The 23,106-nt window shown below is 69.3% G+C and carries 19 protein-coding genes and 1 other RNA gene; 9 read left to right on the top strand and 11 right to left on the bottom strand.

The annotated features are described in order from the left end of the window. Positions 1–90: 90 nt before the first annotated feature. From QZ258_RS08125 to QZ258_RS08115, 3 genes are all read right to left on the bottom strand, one after another. Positions 91–1,131, bottom strand: coding sequence for a hemolysin family protein (locus QZ258_RS08125; RefSeq protein WP_294180402.1), 1,041 nt, complete (start codon positions 1,129–1,131; stop codon positions 91–93). After that, positions 1,128–2,444, bottom strand: a complete 1,317-nt coding sequence (locus tag QZ258_RS08120) for a hemolysin family protein (RefSeq protein ID WP_294180400.1) — start codon at positions 2,442–2,444, stop codon at positions 1,128–1,130. The genes QZ258_RS08125 and QZ258_RS08120 overlap by 4 nt, the downstream gene beginning before the upstream one ends. Positions 2,445–2,586: 142 nt before the next feature. Beyond that, complete coding sequence (locus QZ258_RS08115; protein ID WP_294180398.1) at positions 2,587–4,026, bottom strand: GuaB1 family IMP dehydrogenase-related protein; 1,440 nt, start codon at positions 4,024–4,026, stop codon at positions 2,587–2,589. 148 nt (positions 4,027–4,174) lie between these two features. Here QZ258_RS08115 and QZ258_RS08110 point away from each other — a divergent pair, with 148 nt between their 5' ends. Further along, positions 4,175–7,963 (top strand): multifunctional oxoglutarate decarboxylase/oxoglutarate dehydrogenase thiamine pyrophosphate-binding subunit/dihydrolipoyllysine-residue succinyltransferase subunit, encoded by a 3,789-nt coding sequence (locus QZ258_RS08110; RefSeq protein ID WP_294180396.1) that lies wholly within the window; start codon positions 4,175–4,177, stop codon positions 7,961–7,963. 18 nt (positions 7,964–7,981) lie between these two features. Here QZ258_RS08110 and QZ258_RS08105 read toward each other — a convergent pair whose 3' ends face one another. Continuing rightward, positions 7,982–8,221, bottom strand: a complete 240-nt coding sequence (locus QZ258_RS08105; RefSeq protein ID WP_294180394.1) for a zf-HC2 domain-containing protein — start codon at positions 8,219–8,221, stop codon at positions 7,982–7,984. Beyond that, complete coding sequence (locus tag QZ258_RS08100) at positions 8,218–8,817, bottom strand: sigma-70 family RNA polymerase sigma factor (protein ID WP_294180392.1); 600 nt, start codon at positions 8,815–8,817, stop codon at positions 8,218–8,220. Before QZ258_RS08100 ends, QZ258_RS08105 begins: the two co-directional genes overlap by 4 nt. Positions 8,818–8,910: 93 nt before the next feature. Here QZ258_RS08100 and aroA point away from each other — a divergent pair, with 93 nt between their 5' ends. The 6 genes from aroA (at position 8,911) to QZ258_RS08070 (ending at position 16,381) form a co-directional block, all read left to right on the top strand. Beyond that, the gene (gene aroA, locus QZ258_RS08095) at positions 8,911–10,320 is read left to right on the top strand and encodes a 3-phosphoshikimate 1-carboxyvinyltransferase (RefSeq protein WP_294180390.1); all 1,410 of its coding nucleotides are present in this window, start codon (positions 8,911–8,913) and stop codon (positions 10,318–10,320) included. Further along, positions 10,317–11,336, top strand: coding sequence for a ribosome small subunit-dependent GTPase A (gene rsgA / locus QZ258_RS08090; protein WP_294180384.1), 1,020 nt, complete (start codon positions 10,317–10,319; stop codon positions 11,334–11,336). Before aroA ends, rsgA begins: the two co-directional genes overlap by 4 nt. Beyond that, positions 11,333–12,124: an inositol monophosphatase family protein gene (locus QZ258_RS08085; protein WP_294180380.1), complete on the top strand. Its 792-nt coding sequence runs from the start codon at positions 11,333–11,335 to the stop codon at positions 12,122–12,124. Before rsgA ends, QZ258_RS08085 begins: the two co-directional genes overlap by 4 nt. A 62-nt stretch (positions 12,125–12,186) precedes the next feature. Next, the gene (locus QZ258_RS08080; protein WP_294180378.1) at positions 12,187–12,696 is read left to right on the top strand and encodes a septum formation family protein; all 510 of its coding nucleotides are present in this window, start codon (positions 12,187–12,189) and stop codon (positions 12,694–12,696) included. Between the two features lie 142 nt (positions 12,697–12,838). Beyond that, entirely contained in the window at positions 12,839–15,034 is a 2,196-nt protein-coding gene (locus QZ258_RS08075) for a glycoside hydrolase domain-containing protein (RefSeq protein WP_294180375.1), read from the top strand. A 72-nt stretch (positions 15,035–15,106) separates the two neighbouring features. Further along, a complete protein-coding gene (locus tag QZ258_RS08070) occupies positions 15,107–16,381 on the top strand; it encodes a glycosyltransferase (protein WP_294180374.1) in 1,275 nt (424 codons plus the stop codon). Between the two features lie 25 nt (positions 16,382–16,406). Here QZ258_RS08070 and QZ258_RS08065 read toward each other — a convergent pair whose 3' ends face one another. Beyond that, a complete protein-coding gene (locus tag QZ258_RS08065; RefSeq protein WP_294180373.1) occupies positions 16,407–17,459 on the bottom strand; it encodes a PIG-L family deacetylase in 1,053 nt (350 codons plus the stop codon). 175 nt (positions 17,460–17,634) lie between these two features. Between QZ258_RS08065 and QZ258_RS08060 the strand changes: the two genes are divergently transcribed. Continuing rightward, the gene (locus tag QZ258_RS08060) at positions 17,635–19,002 is read left to right on the top strand and encodes an amidohydrolase family protein (protein WP_294180371.1); all 1,368 of its coding nucleotides are present in this window, start codon (positions 17,635–17,637) and stop codon (positions 19,000–19,002) included. Here QZ258_RS08060 and QZ258_RS08055 read toward each other — a convergent pair. The 3 genes from QZ258_RS08055 to QZ258_RS08045 all read right to left on the bottom strand — a co-directional run bounded on the left by QZ258_RS08055 (position 18,999) and on the right by QZ258_RS08045 (position 20,500). Then, positions 18,999–19,370 carry a VOC family protein gene (locus QZ258_RS08055; protein ID WP_294180370.1) on the bottom strand — a complete coding sequence of 124 codons (372 nt, stop codon included), beginning with the start codon at positions 19,368–19,370 and terminating at the stop codon, positions 18,999–19,001. The two genes, QZ258_RS08060 and QZ258_RS08055, sit on opposite strands and share 4 nt — an antisense overlap. A 224-nt stretch (positions 19,371–19,594) precedes the next feature. Beyond that, positions 19,595–19,966: a transfer-messenger RNA gene (gene ssrA / locus QZ258_RS08050) on the bottom strand. A 144-nt stretch (positions 19,967–20,110) separates the two neighbouring features. Further along, the gene (locus QZ258_RS08045; RefSeq protein WP_294180368.1) at positions 20,111–20,500 is read right to left on the bottom strand and encodes a RidA family protein; all 390 of its coding nucleotides are present in this window, start codon (positions 20,498–20,500) and stop codon (positions 20,111–20,113) included. Positions 20,501–20,557: 57 nt separating this feature from the next. Between QZ258_RS08045 and QZ258_RS08040 the strand changes: the two genes are divergently transcribed. After that, positions 20,558–21,229, top strand: coding sequence for an SIMPL domain-containing protein (locus tag QZ258_RS08040; RefSeq protein ID WP_294180367.1), 672 nt, complete (start codon positions 20,558–20,560; stop codon positions 21,227–21,229). Between the two features lie 51 nt (positions 21,230–21,280). Here the strand turns inward: QZ258_RS08040 and smpB are convergent, their stop codons facing one another. Together smpB and ftsX are read right to left on the bottom strand one after the other, a co-directional pair. After that, positions 21,281–21,760, bottom strand: coding sequence for an SsrA-binding protein SmpB (gene smpB, locus QZ258_RS08035; protein WP_294180365.1), 480 nt, complete (start codon positions 21,758–21,760; stop codon positions 21,281–21,283). 91 nt (positions 21,761–21,851) lie between these two features. After that, positions 21,852–22,766 (bottom strand): permease-like cell division protein FtsX, encoded by a 915-nt coding sequence (ftsX, locus tag QZ258_RS08030; protein ID WP_294180362.1) that lies wholly within the window; start codon positions 22,764–22,766, stop codon positions 21,852–21,854. Between the last annotated feature and the right edge of the window lie 340 nt (positions 22,767–23,106).

The following is a 23,106-nucleotide window of genomic DNA, read 5'->3' as shown; positions in this document are numbered from 1 at the left end:
AGAGACCTCCGTGGACTCGAGGGAACCTAGACAGCTCCAACTCGACCCCGGAGGTCTCTCCTACGTCAACAACGATCCGGGTCAGTACAGCTAGATCCGCCGGGTCGCGTCGCGCACCTCACCGACGAGCACCTCGATGATGTCTTCGAGGAACAGCACGCCCGAGATCTCCCCCGACTCGTCGAAGGAGCGCGCGAGGTGCACGCCGGAACGGCGCATCATCGCGAGCGCGTCCTCGAGTTCGCTGTCCCGGAACACCGAGATGAGCTGTCGGATGCGCTTCGGCGGCACCGGATCGGCGCGCTCGTCCTCGTTGAGGTCGATCACGTCCTTGAGGTGCAGGTATCCGGTCGGCTGGCCGGCCTCGTCGAGCAGCACGTAGCGACTGAAGCCGTGCTGCGCGACCGCGCGCTCCAGGTCGTCGGCGGAGGCATCCTCGGGCAGCGTGACGAGCCCGGACATCGGAATCGCGACGTCACGCACCCGCTTCTCGGTGAACTCGAACGTGTTGCCGAGCGTCCCCGTCGTGTCAGCGAGCAGACCTTCGCGCGTCGAGGTGCGGATGATGGTCTGCACCTCCTCGAGCGTGAACGCACTCGTCGCCTCGTTCTTCGGTTCGACGCCGAACAGCCGCAGCACACCGTTGGCCACCGCGTTGAGCGACACGATCACCGGACGGAACACCGTCGCCACGGCCACGAGCGGCGGGGCGAGAAGCAGCACGGCGCGCTCGGGCAGCGAGAACGAAATGTTCTTGGGAACCATCTCGCCGAGCACCACGTGCAGATACGAGACGACGACGAGCGCGACTCCGAACGCGACCCCGTAGACGACTTCCTCACTCCAGCCGGTGAGCGCGAGCGGCACCTCGAGGAGGTGATGGATCGACGGTTCGGAGACGTTCAGGATCAACAGGGAACACACCGTGATGCCCAATTGACTGGTCGCGAGCATGAGCGTGGCGTGCTCCATCGCCCACAGCGCCGTCTTGGCGGCGCGCGACCCGGCCTCGGCGCGCGGCTCGATCTGCGAACGGCGCGCCGAAATGACGGCGAACTCCGCCCCGACGAAGAAGGCGTTGAACCCCAGGAGGACGACGAGCCAGACGATGCCCCACCAATCGGAACTCATCGTTCGACCTCCTCGGTCACGGGCGCGGGCGTGAATCGGATGCGGTCGATGCGCCGCCCGTCCATCCGCTCGACCCGGAACACGCCCGCCTCGGTCTCGACCGTGTCGCCCGTGTGCGCGAGGGTTCCGCGCACGCTCAAGAACCACCCGGCCACGGTCTCGTAGGGGCCGTCGTTCGGCACGACGACGGCGGCGCGCTCGTGCAACTCGTCGGGTCGAAGAGCCCCGGGGAAGGTCACCCAGTCGCGGCTGCGCACCACGTCGGCGCGCGAACGGTCGTGTTCGTCGGTGACTTCGCCGACGATCTCTTCGACGAGATCTTCGAGCGTGGCCACCCCGGCGGTGCCGCCGTACTCGTCGACGATGACCGCCATCTGGTAGCCGCGGGCGCGCAGCTCACCGAGCAGCACGTCGAGGTGCATGGTCTCGGGAACCCGCAGCGCTTCGGTCTGGATCGCCGACACGGGGACGTCGGCGCGGCGTTCACGGGGCACCGCGACCGCCTGCTTGACGTGCACGACCCCGACGATGTCGTCGAGATCGTCGCCGATGACGGGGAAGCGCGAGAAGCCGGTGGACCGGGCGAGCGTGATGACGGCGCTCGCGTTCTCGGTGCGCGAGATGGCCGCGACCCGCGGCCTGGGCGTCATGACCTCGGTCGCATCGCGATCCGCGAAGGCGAGCGTGCGCGCGAGCAGGGTCGCCGTGTCGTGGTCGAGGGAGCCTTCGCTCGCCGATCGTCGCACCAGGCTGCGCAGCTCCTCCGCCGTGCGAGCCGAGCTGATCTCTTCCTTGGGCTCGACACCGACGCTGCGCAGGATCGCGTTGGCGGTGCCGTTGAGCACCGAAATGAAGGGGCGGAACACCGCCGTGAACCCCGCCTGGAACGGGATCACGATTTTCGCCGTCTGGCGCGGCAGCGCGAGCGCGAAGTTCTTGGGCACGAGCTCGCCGACGATCATCGAGAGCAGCGTCGCGAGCACGATCGCCGTGATCGTCGCGACGATCGGGATCGCGCCCTCGGGCAGCCCGATCGCCACGAGTCCGGGCGAGAGGTAGGTGCTGAGCGCCGGCTCGAGGGTGAACCCGGCGAGCAGCGTGGTGAGCGTGATGCCGAGTTGCGCGCTCGACAGGTGCGTCGAGGTGATCTTGAGCGCACGAATGGTCGGGCCGAGCATCGTCTCGCCGCGCTCCTGGCGCGCCTCGAGCTCGGCACGATCGAGGTTGACGAGCGCGAACTCGCTCGCCACGAAGAGGCCGGTGCCGATCGTCAGGACGAGGCCGATGAGGAGGAACAGAAGCTCTTGGCTCATGATGTCTCACCGCCTCGAAAACCGGTCACCGGCGAGGGTCTATGAGAAGGCTCCGAGTCGGTGGGCGACGCGGGTGTGCACGACGGAGGGTCATCCATGGTCGGATGAGTATATCCCGGCGTACGGGCAGGAATGCTGACCATCACCAGCTGACCGGAAGCGCCTTGCCTTCCTCGTATCCGGCGGCGCTCTGCAAGCCCACGACCGCGCGGTCGCGGAAGCTCGCCAGATCGCTCGCGCCCGCGTAGGTGAAGGAGCTGCGCACCCCCGCGGTGATCATGTCGATCAGATCCTCGACCGAGGGGCGCAGCGGGTCGAGGTAGATCGACGAGCTCGAGATCCCCTCGGCGAACAGTTCCTTGCGGGCGAGATCGTAGGCATCCATGCGGCCGAAACGCGCGTGCACCGCCTTGGTGGATGCCATCCCCCAGCTCTGCTTGAACAGGCGGCCGTTCTCGTCGGTCTCGAGTTCGCCCGGGGCCTCGAGCGTTCCCGCGAACCACGAGCCGATCATCACCGACGAAGCTCCGGCCGCGAGCGCCAGCGCCACGTCACGCGGGTAGCGCACCCCGCCGTCCGCCCAGACCGAGGCTCCGATCTCGCGCGCCGCCTGCGCCGTCTCGAGCACCGCGGAGAACTGCGGGCGACCCACGGCGGTCATCATGCGCGTCGTGCACATCGCTCCCGGTCCGACGCCGACCTTGAGGATGCCGGCCCCCGCCTCCACGAGATCGCGCACCCCGTCGGGCGTGACGATGTTGCCGGCGACCAGCGGGATGCCGAGCCGGAGCGCCGCGACCGTGCGCAGCGCCTCGAGCATGCCCTCCTGATGACCGTGCGCCGTGTCGAGGACGAGCACATCGACCCCGGCCTCGGCCAGCGCCTTCGCCTTCGCGGCGACATCGCCGTTGATGCCGACGGCGGCGGCGACGCGCAGGCGCCCCTCGCCATCGAGCGCGGGCGAGTAGAGCGTCCCGCGGAGCGCGCTCTTGCGGCTCACGGTGCCGACCAGGTGCCCGTGGTGACGGACCAGCGCGAAGTCGAGCTCGGCGTCGGCGAGCACGTCGAAGGCGCCGCGCGGGCCGTCGACATCGTCGGCGTCGATCGAGGTGATCGGCTCGTGCACGAGGTCGCCGAGCCGCGCGTCGGGGAGAGCATGGGCCAGACGGGTCGCGAGCAGGCAGCCCGCTTCGTCCCCGTTGGCGTCGCGCAGCACGATGCCGTGACCGGGGAGGGCGGGGGTGAGGCGCAGCGCGTCGGCGGCCGTCGCATCCGCCGACAGTTCGAGGGGCGCATCCCAAATGACGGGCTGTGACTTCACCTGGCGCACCGCCGCGGCGAGTTCCTGCAGCGGCAGGTCCTGAGGCAGAACCCCGAGACCGCCGCGCCGCGCGAGCGTTGACGCGAGGCGCGGCCCGGTGACCGAGTTCATGTTCGCCGCCACGAGCGGAAGCGTCGCACCGGTGCCGTCGATCGGGGCGAGGTCGACGTCGAGGCGGCTCGTCACCGCCGAACGGCTCGGCACCAGGAACACATCGGAGTAGGTCAGATCGTGGCTCGGCAGCGTGCCCAAGAATCGCATGATTCAACGCTACGGCTATTCGCCCAGGTTTTTCCGAGCCAGTTCGGCCGTCGGGGTCGGTATCTCGACGCCGAAGCACTTAAGATTGGTGGTGTGCGGCCGAGGATGCCGTGCGTTCGGATCCTTGAGTGAGAGTGGGCGGTCGGCCGTGTCAAGCCCCGTGACCGGAGTGACTCCCGAGGGCTTTGCCTCGGGCGAGTTCGGAGCCAACGAATGGCTCGTCGACGAAATGTACGAGCGTTATCGCGTCGACAAGCACTCGGTCGACAAGAGCTGGTGGCCGATCCTCGAGAATTACCAGCCCGGAGCGAGCGACACCGTCGCCGCGCCTGCGGCCGACGCCCCGGCCACCGAGACCCCGGCAGCACCCGCTCCGGCGGCACCGGCTCCGGCAGCACCGGCTCCGGCAGCACCGTCCGCCGAGACTCCCGCCCCCGCCGCCCCCGCCGCCGGCAATGGCACGACGCCGGTCGCGCGCACCACCGGGGTTCCCGCGAAGCCGCAGCCGATTCCCGCCGAGGCGCCGACGACGGCCAGCGTTCCGGTCGTCAAGGACGCCGACATCGATCCGCCGGACGACGTCGTAACGCCGTTGCGCGGAATGAGCAAGGCGCTCGCGACCAACATGGACCAGAGCCTCTCGGTTCCGACCGCGACGAGCGTGCGCACCGTTCCGGCGAAGCTCATGATCGACAACCGCATCGTGATCAACAACCACATGCGTCGCGCCCGGGGTGGCAAGGTCTCCTTCACGCACCTGATCGGCTGGGCGCTCGTCCAGACGCTCAAGGACTTCCCGAGCCAGAACGTCTCCTACGACGAGGTCGACGGCAAGCCGAGCATCATCGCCCACGCCCACGTCAACCTCGGCATCGCGATCGATCTGCCGAAGCCCGACGGCACGCGTTCGCTCCTGGTGCCGAACATCAAGCGCGTCGACACCATGACCTTCGCCGAGTACCTCGCGGCGTACGAAGACATCGTCGCGCGCGCCCGCGGCAATAAGCTCACCGCCGAAGACTTCGCCGGCACCACGATCTCGCTGACGAATCCCGGCGGCATCGGCACCGAGCACTCCGTGCCGCGCCTCATGCGCGGCCAGGGATCGATCATCGGCGCGGGCGCGCTCGAGTACCCCGCCGCCTTCCAGGGCTCGTCGCCGCGCACGCTGCACGAGCTCGGCATCGGCAAGACGATCACCCTCACGAGCACCTACGACCACCGCGTCATTCAGGGCGCCGGCTCGGGTGAGTTCCTCAAGAAGGTCCACGAGCTGCTGATCGGCGAGCGCGGCTTCTACGAAGGCATCTTCGCCGCGCTGCGCATCCCCTACGACCCGATCCACTGGGCCGAGGACATCAACGTCGACCTCTCCGAGCGCATCAGCAAGACCTCGCGCGTGCAGGAGCTCATCAACGCCTTCCGCGTCCGCGGTCACCTGATGGCCGACATCGACCCGCTCGAGTACGTCCAACGCTCGCACCCCGACCTCGACCTCTCCAGCCACGGCCTCACGTTCTGGGATCTCGACCGCGAGTTCGTGCTCGGCGGCTTCGCGGGTCGTCGGGCGGCACTGCTGCGCGACGTGCTCGGCGTGCTGCGCGATTCGTACTGCCGCACCGTCGGCGTCGAGTACATGCACATCCAGGATCCGGCGCAGCGCGCGTGGTTCCAGGAGCGCCTGGAGCGCCCCTACGAGAAGCCGACCCATGACGACCAGCTGCGCATCATGGCGAAGCTCAACGAGGCGGAGGCCTTCGAGACCTTCCTGCAGACCAAGTACGTCGGCCAGAAGCGCTTCAGCCTGGAGGGCGGCGAGTCGGTCATCGCGCTGCTCGACGAGATCCTGCAGGGCGCCGCGGAGGAGGAGCTCTCCGAGGTCGCCATCGGCATGGCGCACCGCGGTCGCCTCAACGTGCTGACCAACATCGCGGGCAAGACCTACGGCCAGATCTTCCGCGAGTTCGAGGGAACGCAGGACCCGCGCACCGTGCAGGGCTCGGGTGATGTGAAGTACCACCTGGGCACCGAGGGCAGCTTCACGAGCGCCTCCGGCAAGGAGGTCCCCGTCTACCTCGCGGCCAACCCCTCGCACCTGGAAGCCGTCAACGGCGTCCTGGAGGGCATCACGCGCGCCAAGCAGGACCGCACGGGCGATGGCCTGTTCTCGACCCTGCCGATCCTGGTGCACGGTGACGCCTCGATGGCCGGTCAGGGCGTCGTCGTCGAGACCCTGCAGATGTCGCAGCTGCGCGCCTACAAGACCGGCGGCACCATCCACGTCGTCATCAACAACCAGGTCGGTTTCACGACGCCGCCGAGCGAGGCGCGCACCTCGGTGTACTCCACCGACGTCGCCAAGACCATCCAGGCGCCGATCTTCCACGTCAACGGCGATGACCCCGAAGCGGTCGTCCGCGTCGCGCAGCACGCCTTCGCCTACCGGCAGGAATTCAAGTCGGATGTCGTCATCGACCTGGTCTGCTACCGGCGGCGCGGCCACAATGAGGGCGACGATCCCTCGATGACCCAGCCGCTCATGTACAACCTGATCGAGGCCAAGCGCAGCGTCCGCACGCTCTACACCGAGGCGCTCGTCGGTCGTGGCGACATCACGCCCGAAGAGTTCGAGGCCGCGCAGCGCGACTTCCAGGAGCGCCTGGAGCGCGCCTTCGCCGAGACGCACGCGGCGCAGACCGGCGCGATGCCGGTCGTCTCGGCCGACGCGGCCGCGGCGGCGGACGTGGCGCGCGATACGAGCGCGGGCGAGCCCGAGTCCACCTCGGTGACCGAGAGCGTCCTCACCCTCATCGGTGACGCGCACGACAACCCCCCCGAGGGATTCACGGTTCACCCGAAGCTGCAGCAGTTGCTCAAGAAGCGCGTCGAGATGAGCCGCAAGGGCTCGATCGACTGGGGCTTCGGCGAACTCATCGCGCTCGGCTCGCTGCTAGTCGAGGGCACGCCGGTGCGCGTCGTCGGTCAGGACGCGCGCCGCGGCACCTTCGTGTCACGGCACGCCGTGTTCCACGACCGTGAGAACGGGCAGGAGTGGTTGCCGCTCGCGAACCTGTCGGATTCGCAGGCGCGCTTCCAGATCTTCGATTCGCTGCTGTCCGAATACGCCGCACTCGCCTTCGAGTACGGTTACTCGGTCGAGCGCCCGGACGCCCTCGTGCTCTGGGAAGCCCAGTTCGGCGACTTCGCCAACGGCGCACAGACCGTCATCGACGAGTTCATCTCGAGCGCCGAGCAGAAGTGGGGTCAGCGCTCCAGCGTTGTCATGCTGCTGCCGCACGGCTACGAGGGCCAGGGGCCGGACCATTCCTCGGCACGCATCGAGCGCTTCCTGCAGCTCGCGGCGGAAGACAACATGACGATCGCGCGGCCGTCCACGCCCGCCTCGTACTTCCACCTGCTGCGCCGCCAGGCCTACGCCCGCCCGCGCCGACCGCTCATCGTCTTCACCCCGAAGTCGATGCTGCGTCTGCGCGGCGCGACGAGCGAGGTCGCCGACTTCACCACCGGCAAGTTCGAGCCGGTGCTCGACGACGCCCGCATCACCGACCCGACGAGCGTCAAGCGCGTGCTGCTGCACGCGGGCAAGCTGCACTACGACCTGAAGAACGAGCTCGACAAGCGCGAGGACGCCACGTCTTTCGCCCTGGTGCGGCTCGAGCAGTACCACCCGCTGCCGACGGCGCAGCTGGACGCGGTGTTCGAGCGCTACCCGAACGCCGAACTCATGTGGGTGCAGGAGGAGCCGGCGAACCAGGGAGCCTGGCCGTTCCTCAGCATCGAGCTGGGCCGACACCTGGGCGAGCGACCGCTGCTCGTCTCCTCGCGCACCGCATCCGCGTCGCCCGCGACCGGCTCGACCAAGCGCAGCAACCAGGAGCAGGCCGACCTGATCTCGGCGGCACTCCACCTCGGCTAACGGGCGTCGCCGCGGCGTCTAGTGCGTCGCGGCGCCGTCCAGTCGGTCCAGGATCGCCTGCCGCAACGAGTCGGGCGCCTTCTCCTGGCAGGAGCGCTGCAGTTTCTGGAGCAGGGTCAGCCCCACCAGGTGCTCGCCGTTGCAGTCGGGGCAGTTCTCCAGGTGATCGGAGACGTCGCGGAAGTCTTCATCGCTCAATTCGCGATGCAGATACTCCTCGAGTTCGGCCTTGGCTTTCTCGCAGCCGCAATCGGTCATGAGGTGCTCCCGGTGTTCGTAGTGGTGTAGCCGCGCTCGGCGGCGTAGTCGGCGAGGCGCTCGCGCAGGAGTCGGCGGCCGCGATGCAGTCGACTCATGACGGTCCCCACCGGGGTCTTCATGATGTCGGCGACCTCCTGGTAGGAGAAGCCTTCGACATCGGCGAGGTAGACGGCGAGCCGGAAGTCCTCGGGGATCGAGCCCAAGGCCTCCTTCACGTCGCTGTCGGGCAGGTGATCGATCGCCTCCGCCTCGGCCGAACGCGTGACCCGCCCCTGGGTGAGCGACTCGGCGGAGCCGAGCTGCCAGTCCTCGAGCTCGTCGATCGCCCCCTGATAGGGCGTGCGCTGGTTCTTGCGGTAGGTGTTGATGAAGGTGTTGGTGAGGATGCGGTACAGCCACGCCTTCAGGTTCGTGCCCTGTTCGAAGCGCGCGAACGCGGAGTAAGCCTTCACGAAGGTCTCCTGCACGAGGTCGCTCGCATCCGCGGGGTTGCGCGTCATCCGCAGCGCGGCAGCGTAGAGCTGATCCATGAAGGGGATGGCCTGATCTTCGAACTGGGACCGCAGCTCGGCCGAGGCGTCGTCGTCACTCATCGGGGCCGAGTCTACGTCCGTCAGATCCGACGGGGCTTCAAGAACTGTCACCGCCGCCTCCGTTCTGCTCGCGAGCGATACTCTTGTCAACCAATGGGATTCATCAGCTATTCCGGCCGCGACGAGCAACTTTCCCCGGTGACGGACTCCGCCCCGGGGCCCTGGGGCGCGCCGCTCGCCGACGGCCCCCTCGACGTCACGCTCACCCTGCCGGGCTCCAAGAGCCTCACCAATCGCGAATTGGTGCTGGCGGCCCTCGCCGACGGCCCGTCGCTGCTGCGCCGCCCGCTGCATTCGCGCGACTCGGCGCTCATGATCGAGGCGCTGCGCCAGCTCGGCGTCGGCATCGAGGAGCGACCGGGCGAGGGCGAGTTCGGTCCCGATCTGCTGGTCACCCCCGCAGAGCTGCGCGGCGCGATCGCGATCGACTGCGGCCTGGCCGGCACCGTGATGCGCTTCGTGCCGCCGCTTGCGGCCCTCGCGCTCGGACCGGTATCGCTCGACGGCGACCCGCACGCCCGCGCACGCCCGATGCGCACCACCATTCAGGCCCTGCGCGATCTCGGCGTCGAGGTCAGCGATGACGGGCGCGGCTCACTCCCCTTCACGATCCACGCGACCGGACGCGCCACGGGCGGCGAACTCGCGATCGACGCCTCGGCGTCGAGCCAGTTCGTCTCGGGACTGCTGCTGGCCGCCCCGCGGTTCGATGCCGGCCTCACGCTCCGGCACACCGGCGAGCGGCTGCCGAGCATGCCGCACATCGAGATGACGATTCACACGCTCGCCGAGCGTGGCGTCGCCGTCGACTCCCCCGAACCGGGAGTCTGGGTGGTCCCGCCGGGCCCCATCGCGGCGCGCGACGTCACCATCGAACCGGACCTCTCGAACGCCGGGCCGTTTCTGGCCGCCGCGCTGGTCGCGGGCGGCCGCGTCGCGATCGCCGGGTGGCCCCGCCAGACGACGCAGGTCGGCGACGAATTGCCGCGGCTCCTCGCCGGGTTCGGGGCGACGATCTCGCGCGAGAGCGACGGAATCCCCGACGCCGAGGGCGGCACGGACACCGTGACCGTCGACGGCGGCGCGGGGGTGCGCGGGGGCGCCGCCCTCACGGCGAGCGACCTCGATCTCACCATCGGCGGCGAGCTGGCGCCCACGGTCGCGGGCCTCGCCGCCCTCGCCGACGCCCCGATGGAGCTGAGCGGCATCGGGCACCTTCGCGGGCACGAGACCGATCGTCTCGCCGCCCTCGCCGACGACCTCACCGCGCTCGGCGGCGCGGTCACCGTGCTCGAGGACGGGCTTCGGATCACGCCGCAGCCGATGCACGCGGGGCCGTGGCGCGCCTTCGCCGATCACCGCATGGCGACGACCGGAGCGCTCCTCGGGCTCGTCATCGACGGGGTCGAGGTCGACGACATCGCCTCGACCGCGAAGACCCTGCCCGAGTTCCCCGAGTTGTGGGCGAAGCTGGTCGCGAGTTCCCGGGGCGCCACGGCATGAGCTGGCTGCCCCCGGACGACGACGACGAAGACGACTGGGACGAGCACGCCTTCCGCGCCAGGCCCAACCCGAAGGCGAACCGCCCCCGCACCAAGACGCGCCCCGACCATGACGATGCCGTCGTCGCGCGGGTGCTCTCGGTCGACCGCGGACGCTACACCGTCCTCGTCGACGAGAACGCGGGCGACGACCGCGTCGTCACCGCCACCCGCGCGCGCGAGCTGCGCGATCAGGCGATCGTGACGGGCGACCTCGTCGACGTCGTCGGCGACACCACCGGCGACGAGGGCACCCTCGCCCGCATCGTGCGCATCCGCGAGCGCGAGACGTTGCTGCGCCGCAGCGCCGACGACACCGACGCGGTCGAACGCATCATCGTCGCCAACGCCGACCAGCTGCTCATCGTCGTCGCGGCCGCCAACCCCGAACCCCGTCCCCGACTCGTCGACCGCTACCTGGTCGCCGCCTACGACGCGGGCATCGCGCCGCTCATGGTCATCACCAAGACCGACCTGGCCGACCCGGAGCCGTTCCTGGCACTGTTCGAGGGGCTCGGCATCCCCGTCTTCCGCAGCGCCGAGGGCCACTTCCCGATCGACGAGCTCTCCCCCGTGCTCGCCGGGCACCGCACGGTCGCGGTCGGACACTCGGGGGTCGGCAAATCGACCCTTGTCAACGCCCTCGTCCCGGGAACCGACCGGGCCACCGGCATCGTCAACGCGGTGACCGGGCGCGGGCGGCACACCTCCAGCTCGACCGTGTCGCTGCGGGTGCCGACCGGCGGGTGGATCATCGACACCCCCGGCGTGCGCTCCTTCGGACTCGGCCACGTCAACCCCGACAACATCGCACGCTCCTTCGCCGACCTCGGCCGAATCGTCGCCGAGTGTCCGCGCGGCTGCACCCACCTCGAGGGCGCCCCCGACTGCGCGCTCGACGACGCCATCGAGGCGGGCACGGCGAGCGCTGCGCGCGTGGACTCGCTCCGCCGGCTCCTCGCTACGCTGGGAACGTGACCGACTACTCGCTCGCCGACGATCTCGCCCTCGCCCTCACCCTCGCGGGCGAAGCCGACCTGATCGCGCTCGACCGCTACCGCGCCCAAGACCTCGACGTTCAGCTGAAGCCCGACCGCAGCCAGGTCACCGACGCCGACACCCGCGTCGAACAGCTCGTGCGCGAACACATCGAGTCGGCGCGGCCGGACGACGCGATCCTCGGCGAAGAGTTCGGCACCAGCGGCACCGGTTCGCGCACCTGGATCATCGACCCGATCGACGGCACCTCCAACTTCGTTCGCGGCGTGCCCAACTGGGGGCTCCTGCTCGCCCTCGTGGTCGACGGAGTGCCCGAGGTCGGCGTCGTCAGCGCCCCCGCCCTCGGCCGGCGCTGGTGGGCCGCCACCGGCCACGGCGCCTGGATGCAGGAGGACGGTGGCGAGGCGCGCCGCATCCACGTCAGCGGCATCGACGAGCTCTCCGCCGCGAGCCTCAGCTACAACAGCCTGAAAGGCTGGGACGAGGCGGGCCGCCTCGACCAGCTCATCGAACTCAGCCGCGCCGTCGAGCGCACCCGCGCCTACGGCGACCTGTGGTCGTACATGCTCGTCGCCGAGGGCGCCGTGGATGCGGCGGGCGAATTCGACGTCAAGCCCTGGGACGTCGCGCCGATGTTTCCGATCGTCCGGGAGGCCGGCGGCACGGTCACGACGATCGACGGCGGGACCGACCTCGACGCGCGTAGCCTGCTCGTCAGCAACGGTCTGATTCATGAGGATCTGCTCAGGATTCTCGCAACTCGCTAGGCTGGGCGCGTCGGAGGTGAACCGAGACGACCTCCGGCTCCCAACCCGAATGTGAGGCCCCCATGAGCACCACGACATCCCGCGCGCTCCGCATCCTTGCCGGAGCCACGATCCTCGCCGCGGGCCTTGCGCTCAGCGGCTGCAGCATCCTCGACACGCTGACCGGCGGTGTGCAGCGCGACGACGACGGTAATGTCACGCAAGGCAACGACAACGCCGACGTCTTCTCGATCGCGGTCGGCGACTGCCTGAACGACGCCGACGTCAGCGGCGAGGTCCAGACCGTGCCGATCGTCTCCTGCGACGAGCCGCACGACAGCGAGGCCTACTACAGCTACATCGTGGCCGACGGCGCATTCCCCGGCGACGACGCCATCGCGGACGAAGCGGGCTTCGCGTGCGTCTCGGCCTTCGACACCTTCGTCGGGGTGCTGTACGAGGATTCGGAGCTGGACGCGACCTACTACTCGCCGACGGCGGAGAGCTGGGCGGGCGGCGACCGTGAGATCCTGTGCATCATCTACGACCCCGCCGGTCCGGTCACCGGCTCGCTGGAGGGCGCTCAGCGCTAACCGGCTACTCGTTCGTCCCGCGGCGGGGACCTTCTTCGGGAGGTTCCCGCCGCGTTTGTCGTGCGGCATCCGAAAATGCCGGTTGTCCGCATCGTCACACTCCCGTAATCCGCCCGAGACAATCGCGGCTTAGCGTCAGGACATGATCGATCGTGTCGATCCGTTCATCGGAACCGAGGTAACGGCGCTTCCACCCCAGAGCGGGCTCGCCGCGACCTGGTGGTGGCCGAAACCACAGGTCGGCAACACGCACCCGGGCGCCACCTACCCGCTCGGCATGGTGTCCACGTGCGCCTACTCCGGCGCCTACCCCACCGGCTACGGCCGCTACGACCTCAACACGGAGGGCGTGCCGACCACGATCCACGATGAGGCGGTCGTCTCCGGCTTCACCCACTTCCAGCAGTCCGGCACCGGCGCGATCCGCAAGTACTACAACTACTTCCGGGTGACGCCGATGCTCGAACCGCTCGACGTGCTCGGTCGGCACTGGAACCTCTCCGACGAGGAGGCCTCGCCCGGCTACTACGCCGCCACACTCGACTCGGGGATCCGCGCCGAACTCACCGTCGGGCCCAAGAGCGCGGTGCACCGCTACCGGTTCCCGAAGCACGCCACGGCGCGCCTGGTCGTCGACCTCTCGCTCGGTGGTCTCGCCATCCCGCACTCGGCCACGACACCGCTGCGCGCACACCTGGAGCTCGTCAGCCCGGGCGTGGCGCAGGGCACGATCGTCGTCGAGGGGGCACCGCTGTCGATCTACGTCGAGTGCGATGCCGACAGCTGGCGGCAGATGCTCTGGTACGACCGGCGACTCATGCCGGGCGGCACCCGGCTCGACTTCGACCACATCCGCCCCACCACGCTGCGCCCCTTCGGCCTGATGTGGGCCGGGGCGAGCACCGAAGACCAGACCGTCGAGCTGCGGATCGGATTCTCGCTGCGCGGCGTCGAACAGGCCAAGCGCAACCTGCACACCGACTGCGGCACCAGTACCGGGCGCTTCGGCTCCCGCCGCGAGCGCACCCAGAAGGCGTGGCAACGGCACCTCGACGCGATCACGATCGAGACGCCGAGCGCCGAACGCGAGACGGTGTTCGCCACCGCGCTGTACCACTCCCTCATCAAGCCCTGCCTCGCGCCCGGCGAGAGCCCGTTCTGGCCGAGCGACGGCCCCTTCGTCTTCGACATCAGCACGATGTGGGACATCTACCGCACCCAGCTTCCGCTCCTGGGCGCGCTCTACCCCGAGCGCGCCGTCGAACTCGCGAACGCACTGCTGACCATCGCCGAAGAGGAAGGCAACTTCCCGATCGGCTACCGGATGGCCGTCGGCAGCGACCGGTTCTCGCGGCAGGGCAGCGCCCTGGCGCACACCTTCCTCGCGGACCTGTGCCAGCGCGGCGTGACCGGCATCGACTGGGAGTGGGCGCTCGTCCACATGCACAACGACCTGCGGCGCACCTACGGTGAGGATTTCCTCCTGCGCGGGGAAGCACATCCGATCAGTCACACCCTCGACATTGCCTTCGCCTACTGGTGCACCGCGAAGGTCGCGCGCGTGGTCGGCGATGAGGCGCTCGTCGAGGAGTTCACCCGACTCGCCGAACGCTGGTCGAACGCCTACGACGCCGAGACCGGGCTGCTGCGCGACTCGACCTTCTACGAAGGCAGCAAGCACAACTACTCGTTCCGCGTGCAGCACGACATGGCCGGCCGCATCGCGCTCGCGGGGGGCGATGCGGGCTACCTCGCCCTCGCGGATGCCTTCTTCGGCTACGGCGCCGAGCCCGTCACGCAGCCGGGCGTCTCCCCCGGCGCCGAGGAGCTGGAGGCCGGCTACGCGCTCGGGCGCTTCGAAGGGCTCAACAACGAGCCCGACATGGAGGCGCCGTGGACCTACCACTACGCCGGGCGCCCCGACCGAACCGCCGAGATCGTCCACCACGTCGTCCACCAGCAGTTCGGCACCGGGCGCGGCGGGCTACCCGGCAACGACGACTCCGGGGGCCTCAGCTCTTGGTACGTCTGGGCCTCGCTCGGCGTCTTCCCGGCGGCCGGGCAGAACCTGTTCTTCGTCAACGCCCCGTCCTTCCGGCGCTCCGAGCTGGCCGTGTCCGGCGGACGTTTCGTCATCGAGACCGAGAACTTCCGCGAACCCGAACCGGGCGGCCCGGTGCAGTACGTGCGCTCGGCGGAGCTCAACGGGCATCCGCTCGAACGGAGCTGGATCACGGGAGAGGAGTTCCACCGCGGTGGCGAACTGCTCCTGCGGCTCGGTGCCGAACCCTCCGACTGGGGCCGCCAGGATCGTCCCCCCTCCCACCCGATCGCCTGACCCGAACGACGCGCCCGCTCCGACCCACACGCACCCGGCTCATACGCACCGTCTCGCACAAAGGAACCGCTCATGGATACGAAACCTCGCAACCGCCTCGTCATCGTCAACCGGGCCGACCCGGTCATCTGCGGTCACTCCGTCGAAGGGCGCAATCTCGCCGAGGCCGCCCTCACGCGCGGTTTCGATGAGGTGCGCATCGTCACCTGGCCGCTGGACCGGCTCGAGACGAGCGGGCTGCCGTTGAAGCCGCTCGACAGCGTCCTGCCCTACAGCCCCGGCATCCACGTCGAACGCCCCGACCCGGTGGGCGACTACAAGGTGCCGGACGGCCGCTACCTCGCCGGCATCACCGGGCGCCTCGTCGAACTGTTCACCGACGGCGTGCCGACCACCGCCCTCTCGCTGTACCTCAGCCCCCACACGCTCGCCGTCTCGGATGCGGTGCGCATCGCCGAGGCGACCGGGCTTCCCGTCGACGTGACCACGATCGCCGAGGCGGTCGGCAGCGACATCACCAACGTGGTGCGCTCGAGCCTCGACCAGGATGCCTACGGGGCCGCCGCACAGATCTTCAGCGCCTACCTCAGCCAAGATCGCTGCGTCGCCGTCTCGGAGTACACGCGCGAGATGATCGTCGAGGCGGCCGCCGAGCTCGATGTGCGCCACGGCACGCGCTTCGCCGAGCAGTGCCGCGAGCGCATCACCATCTCCTACCCGGCGATCGACGCCTCCGCCTACCTCGACCTCGACCCGGCGGAGACCGACGCGGTGCTCGGCCGTCGCGGGCTGCGCCGCAACCGCTACGTGCTCTTCCTCTCGCGGTTGCAGGCGGCCAAGGGCGTCGACGACCTGATCGAGGGCTTCGAGCGCGCGGGCCTCGACGACGACATCGAGTTGATCATCGCCGGCCGCGGGCCGGACGCCGAGCGCCTGCACGGGCTGGCCGCGGCCTCGCCGCTCGCCGACCGCATCCGGTTCCTGGACGATGTCGGCGACGCGGAGAAGCCGCACCTGATGGAGGCGTGCGCCGTCTATGCGCTGCCAAGCAAGCCGAGCCCCGACTTCGTGGAGACCTTCGGGATCGCGCTCGCCGAGAAGATGCTCGCGGGCGGCGGACCCGTGATCACGACCCTCGCCGGCGGCATCGGCGAAGCGGTCGGCGATCACGCCATGATCGTGCCCGTTGAGGACCCGGGCGCGATCGCCGCCGCGCTCGGCGCCGCGCTCGCCCTCGGCCCCGACGAGCTCGCCGCCAACGCCGCGGCCGCGCGCGCCTACGCGCTCCAGTTCGACCGCACCGCCGTGTTCGACAACCTCTTCACCCCCCATCCCGTCCCCGCCTGACCCGCCCGCCGGCGGCGCGGGGCGGTTAGGCGAGGCCGGGGGTGGTGGCGAGCTCGCCGGTGTGCTGAGACTCGCTCGTGGAGCTCGCCACCGGGGCGACGGGGCTCGTCACCGACTCGCGGATGATCTCCAGCGGCTCGCAGTGCTCCCCGTGGCCGAACTGCGACCAATAGCGTGCGCTCGCGAGCACGAAGTCCGGTGCGAGGTACGTGGGCCGCGCGCCGCGGGACGCGAAGTGCGAGAGCATCTCCAGTTTGCGCTCCATCACGGCATCCACCGGCACGAACCGTGTGGGTTTGAATGACGTGGTTCCGGTCGTGCCCTGGAAGCACGCGACCGTCGCGATCTCTTCACTCGCCGCGACAGCGGCCTCGTGAACGAGGCGGTGATCCTGGCGGCGGTCCTGCTTGCTGTGGGTGTACACGATCGTCGGATTCCGAGCCGCCACATGCGGCGTGATCGCAGCGAGCAGGGCGCTGAAGTTCATTTCGCGGTCTTCGAACAGGAGCTCGGCACCGATGACCGCAGCGGAGGATGACGCCTCCGTCCACGCCAACTCGACGCCGCCCTCGCGACGCCCCTTCGACAGGGTGAGGATCGTCACGGAGTCTCCCGCCGCACGGTGCGCGGCGAGAATTCCCCCGACACCCGCCTCGACGTCATCGGGGTGCGCGCCGATCGCGAGAACGCGTTGCGCCGCGCGGGCACGCGCCGCATCCGCGCGGTGGTCTTCGGCGAGTCGGCGCAGGTGCGCGGCGAATTCGGAGAACGTGATGCGCGCATCCAACAGGTCGTGGGCGCCGAAGCGCATCGCGCGAAGCGCCTCAGAGAGCGTCGGCTCCGGGGAGAGCACGGCGACGCGAACGGAGGGCGACGCCGCGCGCAGTCCGACCGCGGATTCGAGCGTGAGCGCGTCGACGACGACCACTTCGGCGCGTGCCGACGCGGCGGTCGAAATCAGGGCGGACGCCGAGGACAGCGTGACGGTGGCGGAGAGCTCGACCTGAAGCGACCGGGCGCGCGCGTGCGCGGCGGACGGGTCGGAGAGTGCGATGACGACGCGGTAGGACTCGGGCACAACAAACCTCCATGGACGGATGGAGCAGGGGTGGGCAACCAGCACCGTCGGTGGTTTCCCACAATGTAGGGCCCCGGGTTCGCGAGTCGCGCTCCCCAGTACTGGGGGGCGGCGCGCAATCTGGCGGAAACGCACCGGCAATGCCCGCGACCCCGCACGCGGGAATACTGGGGCGGTGCTTCTTGTCACTCGCGCTCGCCTCATTCCCATTGCCGCCTCGGGCCCCGATCTTCTCGATGACGCCTGGATGCTCGTCGGCGACGACGGGCGCATCGCCTCGATCGGCACCGGCACCCCGCCCGCCGTCGCCCCCGGCACCGAGGTACTCGACGTCGCCGGCGCGTTCGTCGCCCCCGGCTTCGTCTCGGCGCACTCGCACCTGTTCACCGGCCCCACCCGCGGCCTCGGCGTCGACCAGACCCTCTACGGCTGGTGCGATTCGATGCTCGGCTTCTTCAGCCACATGCCGCCCGAGCTCATGTACTGGTGCACCCTGCATGGCTCGCTCGACTTCCTCAGCAACGGCGTCACGACCGCGTTCGACTTCTGCGACCCGCGTCTGCCGTGGGAGCCGATGATCGAGGGGGCGCGTAGCGGCGCGGGCGAGCTGCGACCGGTCGAGTACCTGACGCGCCAGTCCGATGCCAAGGCGGATGCGGGCATCCGCTTCGTCAACGCCGTCGGCATGGACGTGACGGTCGGCTCCGATGACGAGATCTTCGGGCGGCTCGCCGAGGCCGTCGCCCACGACGACACCCTCGACCCGGCGCTGCGGCTGGGCAGTGCGGTCTTCGGCGCCGTCCAGTGGTCGCCGCGTCGCGACGCGGCCGAGCTCGAGCTGGAGGCGATGCGGCGCTTCGGCCTCATCAACCAGGCGCACTTCCTCGAGACCCGCGCCGAGGTGGAGCTGCAGCGCTCCAAGTTCGAGTGGTACGCCGAGGCCGGCGCGCTGGGGCCCGACCTGATCTTCGGCCACTTCATTCAGACCACCCCCGAGATCATCGATCGCGCGGCGGCCGCGGGCTCCGGCATGAGCTGGCAGCCGGCCTCCAACGGGCGCTTGGCGAGCGGGATCGCGGACCTTCAGCGGATGCGCGAACGCGGCATGACGATCGGCGTCGGTCTCGATGACCAGGCCTGCACCGATGTCAGCGACCCATGGCAGAACATGCGGATCGGCATCTTCCAGCAGCGCGCGGCCACCGGAGACCCGCGCAGCATGATGCCCGCCGAGATGCTGCGCCTGCACACCCGCGGCTCGGCCGAGGTGCTCGGCATCGCCGACCGCGTCGGATCACTGGAGCCCGGCAAGTTCGCGGACTTCCTCGTTGTCGACCCGCGCTCCCCCGACATCGGGCCGCTCTGGCATCCGATCGACAACTATGTGCTGTCGATGACGACCCGCAACCTGAAGGCCGTCTACACCGGCGGCAGGCTCGCGAGCGCCGAGGGGGTCTCCACCAACCCGCTCGCGGCCGAGGCGAGCGCCAAGGTTCATGAGGCGCTCCCCCGGCTCGCGGCGGAGAACGGCTGGCCTGCCTAGGCGTACTGCGTGAGGCAGATGAAGTTGCCTTCGCTGTCGCGGAACCAGGCCGTCATCGACCCGTCGTCCATGGTCGCGATGCCGTCCTTCGTCATCATTCCGGGGACGTCGTACTCCTCGAACACGACGCCATGGTCGCGGAGTTCGCGGACATCCGTGGCGAGATCGTCGGTGACCCAGCACATCTGCGTGTTCTTGGCCGACCCGGCGTTCTCGGTTTCATAGATGTCGAAGCTCGACCCGCCCGCCGAGTAGCTGAGCATTCCCTCATGCTCTTCGGCAGGATCGAGACCGAGCTTGTCGTGGTAGAACGTCCGCGCCCGCGTCAGGTCTTTCGCGGGCAGGACCGTGTGTATTTGCTTCAGCATGCGTCCACTTCCTTGTCTCTTCGGAAACGGCGCGGGAGGCGACGGCGAGACGGCGGGTGGCTGAGTCACGGCGCGAGACTCGGGGTGGATCCCTCGCGTGAGGGCGAGCGTACGCCTCCGACCCTCGGGCGCGCTGGGAGTTCGCGCGGCGGCGAGCTCGAGACGGGCAACAATCCCACGACGCGCGACAACGACACGACATCGATGACGAGCACCGATGTTGCTGGTGGAGATGGGGGGAATTGAACCCCCGTCCATCGCTGAGGACCTGCGCCTTCTCCGGGCGCAGTCTGTGGAGACGTTCTACTCGGCTCCGACCTTTGTCACAGACACCTAGGTCGACGAGCCCAGTTCCAGTGCAAGTCCCGCGTGACCCTGAAACGCAATCACGCAGCAAGCCCTCTAGATGACGCCAGGGTCCGGGGCGAAGGCGAACCCGGTCTGACGGACTTCCTTACTCTGCCTTAGGCGGCGAGAGCGAAGTCGGTGCGCTTGGAATCGGCACCTATGGTTTGCGGAGGGCGTTAACGAGATAACCCCGCATCCTCGGCCCGCTTCTCGCAGCTTCACAGACGATGTCGAAACCGATCATCCCCATACTGCGCCCTCGAGATCGAGGGCGGGTCGTTGTCGCGCGCTGTGGAGTTGCCAAACCGCATCGGAATCCGACGCAGCACACCAGAATACAACACCACGGAGCTCCCGGCTATGCCCCGGCGCGCGGAACCGCCGGCGAACGCTCAGTCGTGGATGACCGCATCCAGCTCAATCTCGACCAGCAGGTCGGGCGCGGCGAGCGCCCCGACCTCGACCGCGGTCGCCGCGGGCCGGATGTCACCGAAGAACTCGCCGTGCACGCGACCGACGGCGTCGAAGTCGGCCATCGAGGTCAGGTAGATGCGGCTGCGCACCACGTGGTCGAGTCGCGCACCGGCCTGCTCGAGCACGGCGACGAGTCGGGTCAGGATTTCACGCGTCTGCTCGGCGGCCGTCTCCCCCACCGCGCCGTCGGGCGAACTCGCCGTCGTCCCCGCGATGAACACCTGTGCGCCGACGCGCACCGCGCGCGAATACCCGACGACGGGCTCCCAGACCGAGCCGGACGAGAACAGCTGACGCGAAGTCGACATGGTGCTCCTTGGTGACGGGCAGGCCAGAATATCGGTCACCAGTGCGATGATGGCGCCATGAGCGAGACCGTCATCACGGTCCGCGGCGAGCACACCGCGGAATTCACCCCCGAGCACGCGATCGTCTCGTCGACGGTCGCCTTCGACGGTCGCGAACGCGACCACGTATTCGCCCGCGCGAGCGAGGTCGCGTCATTGCTCGAGAGCCAGTTGGCCGAACTGCACGATCCCACGCAGGGGCCCGTCACGCGCTGGTCGGCCGAGCGCGCGCGGGTCTGGTCGCAGCGCCCGTGGAACGACCAAGGACGGCAACTGCCCGCCGTGTTCCACGCCCAACTGCAGGTGAGCGCCACGTTCGTCGACACGGAGGCGCTCGCGCGCTGGGTGGAACACCTCGCCACCACCGACGGGGTCAACGTCGACGGCATCGCGTGGGGGCTCTCGGATGCGCGCGAGAAGGCGGCGCTCGTCGAGGTGCGCCGCGGCGCCGTCACCGACGCGGTCGAGCGGGCGCAAGCCTTCGCCGCGGCCCTCGGACTCAGCGGCCTGACCCCGATCGCCCTCGCCGATCCCGGGATGCTCGGAGATCAGCCGGGAGGGGCCGAGAGCAGCATGATCGAGGTCGCCTCGATGCGTGCCATGAAGGATGCCGGGGGCGAGCTCGCCTTCACCCCGCGCGACATCGAACTGAGCGCCGCGGTCGACGCACGGTTCGTGGCGAGCGCGTAACGCGTCCGCGCGTCGGCGCCGGGTCCCGCATCCGCGGCCCGCAGCGGGCCGTTACTCGCCGAGGTGTCGACGACTCGAGATGGCGCGATCGGCCTCGCGCTTGTCCTGGCGCTCGCGGAGGGTCTGACGCTTGTCGTACTCGCGCTTGCCCTTCGCGACCGCGATCTCGACCTTGGCGCGCCCCTCGGTGAAATAAATCTGCAGGGGGACGAGCGTGTAGCCGCCCTCCTTGGTCTTGTGCGAGATCTTCACGATCTGCGCCTTGTGCAGCAGCAGCTTGCGCTTGCGTCGAGGCGAGTGGTTGTTCCAGGTGCCTTCGGTGTACTCGGGGATGTGCACGGCGTCGAGCCAGGCCTCCCCCTTCTCGATGAAGGCGTAGCCATCGACCAGGCTCGCGCGACCCTCGCGCAGCGACTTCACCTCGGTGCCGGTGAGCACGAGGCCCGCCTCGTAGGTGTCCTCGATGAGGTAGTCGTGCCGCGCCTTGCGGTTGGTCGCGACGACCCCGCTTCCACGTTCCTTCTTCGCCATGATCGTCACTCCTCTCGCTGATCGGCGTCGGCCGGCGCACGCGCACCGGCCAGCCGTTCAGCATACCTGAGCGGGTCAGAACCTGGGCGCGTCAGATCTTGAGGTACCGGCGGATCGCAAAGCTCGCCGAGAGCGCCGCCAGCAGCCCGCCCACCGCCAGCAGGATCGGGGCGACGAGCAACGCATCCTCGACTCCCACGAAGTTCGTGGTCGGGAACGAGGCGGCAAGGTAGCCGCCGACGAAGAAGTGCACGATCGCGGTGATCGCGCCGCCGGCGAGCGCGGCGCCGATCGCGGCGGCGAGCACACCCTCGAGCACGAACGGGGTCTCGATGAACCGGTTGGATGCCCCCACCAGCCGCATGATGCCGAGCTCGCGCCGACGCGAGAAGGCGCTCAACCGGATCGTGGTCGCAATCAGCAGCACCGCGGCGACGAGCATGAGCGCAGCGATTCCGATCGCGGTGTAGGAGGCCGCGTTCATGATCGCGAAGATCGGTTCGAGCACGGCCCGCTGATCCTCGACGTTCTCGACGCCGGGGGCGCCACTCAACTGGTCGACGATGATCTCCGCCTGATCGGGGTCGATCATGTTGACGTAGAACGTCTCGCCGAAGAACTCCGGGTCGGCGATGTCGGCGAAGGCGGTGCCCTCCCACTGCGCGACGAAGTTGTCGTAGGCCTGCTGCTTGGTCTCGAATTCGACGCGCTCGATGTACGGCGCGAGCGTCGAGCCTTCGAGCTCGGCGCGCACCGCCTCGACCTGCTCAGGGCTCGCGTCGCTCGCGTTGCAGCCGGGCACCGGCGAGATCTCGGTGCACAGATACACCGCCACCTCGGCCCGGTCGTACCAGTAGCCCTTCAGCTCGCCGATCTGCATCTGCAGCAAAATCGCGGCGCCGAAAAAGGTGAGTGAGATGAAGGTGACGAGGATCACCGACACCACCATCGAGAGGTTGCGCCGGAAGCCCTGGCCGACCTCCGACATGATCAGTCCGAAGTTCACCGACGGACCTCCGGCTCATTCAGCGGCGGCGGCGAACCCGGGTCGCTCGGCGGCGGCGAGGGAATCAACGGCGGCGCGGATCCCAGCGGATCGGCTTCCTCGGGCGCCGTCGGTGGCGCGGTTTCGGAGGCATCCGCCCCCTCATCGCGCGCCTCGGCTCTGCTGCCGCTCCCGGTCGTGCTCCCGGCCCCGGCCGCGCTCGCGGCCCCGGCCCCGGCCCCGGCGCCGACTCCGGCACCGGGCCGTTTTTCACCAAATGCAGGAGATTCTGCCGACGTGGCGTTCGCCGACCCCGCGGATGCGGGAGAGGCCGTGCGATCCTCCTGCATTTCGTGAGTCG

The sequence above is a fragment of the uncultured Schumannella sp. genome (assembly GCF_905479755.1).
GTDB lineage: Bacteria > Actinomycetota > Actinomycetes > Actinomycetales > Microbacteriaceae > DCRR01.
Note: the sequence above shows the minus strand (reverse complement) of the source record. Positions and strands in the feature narration are given on the sequence as shown.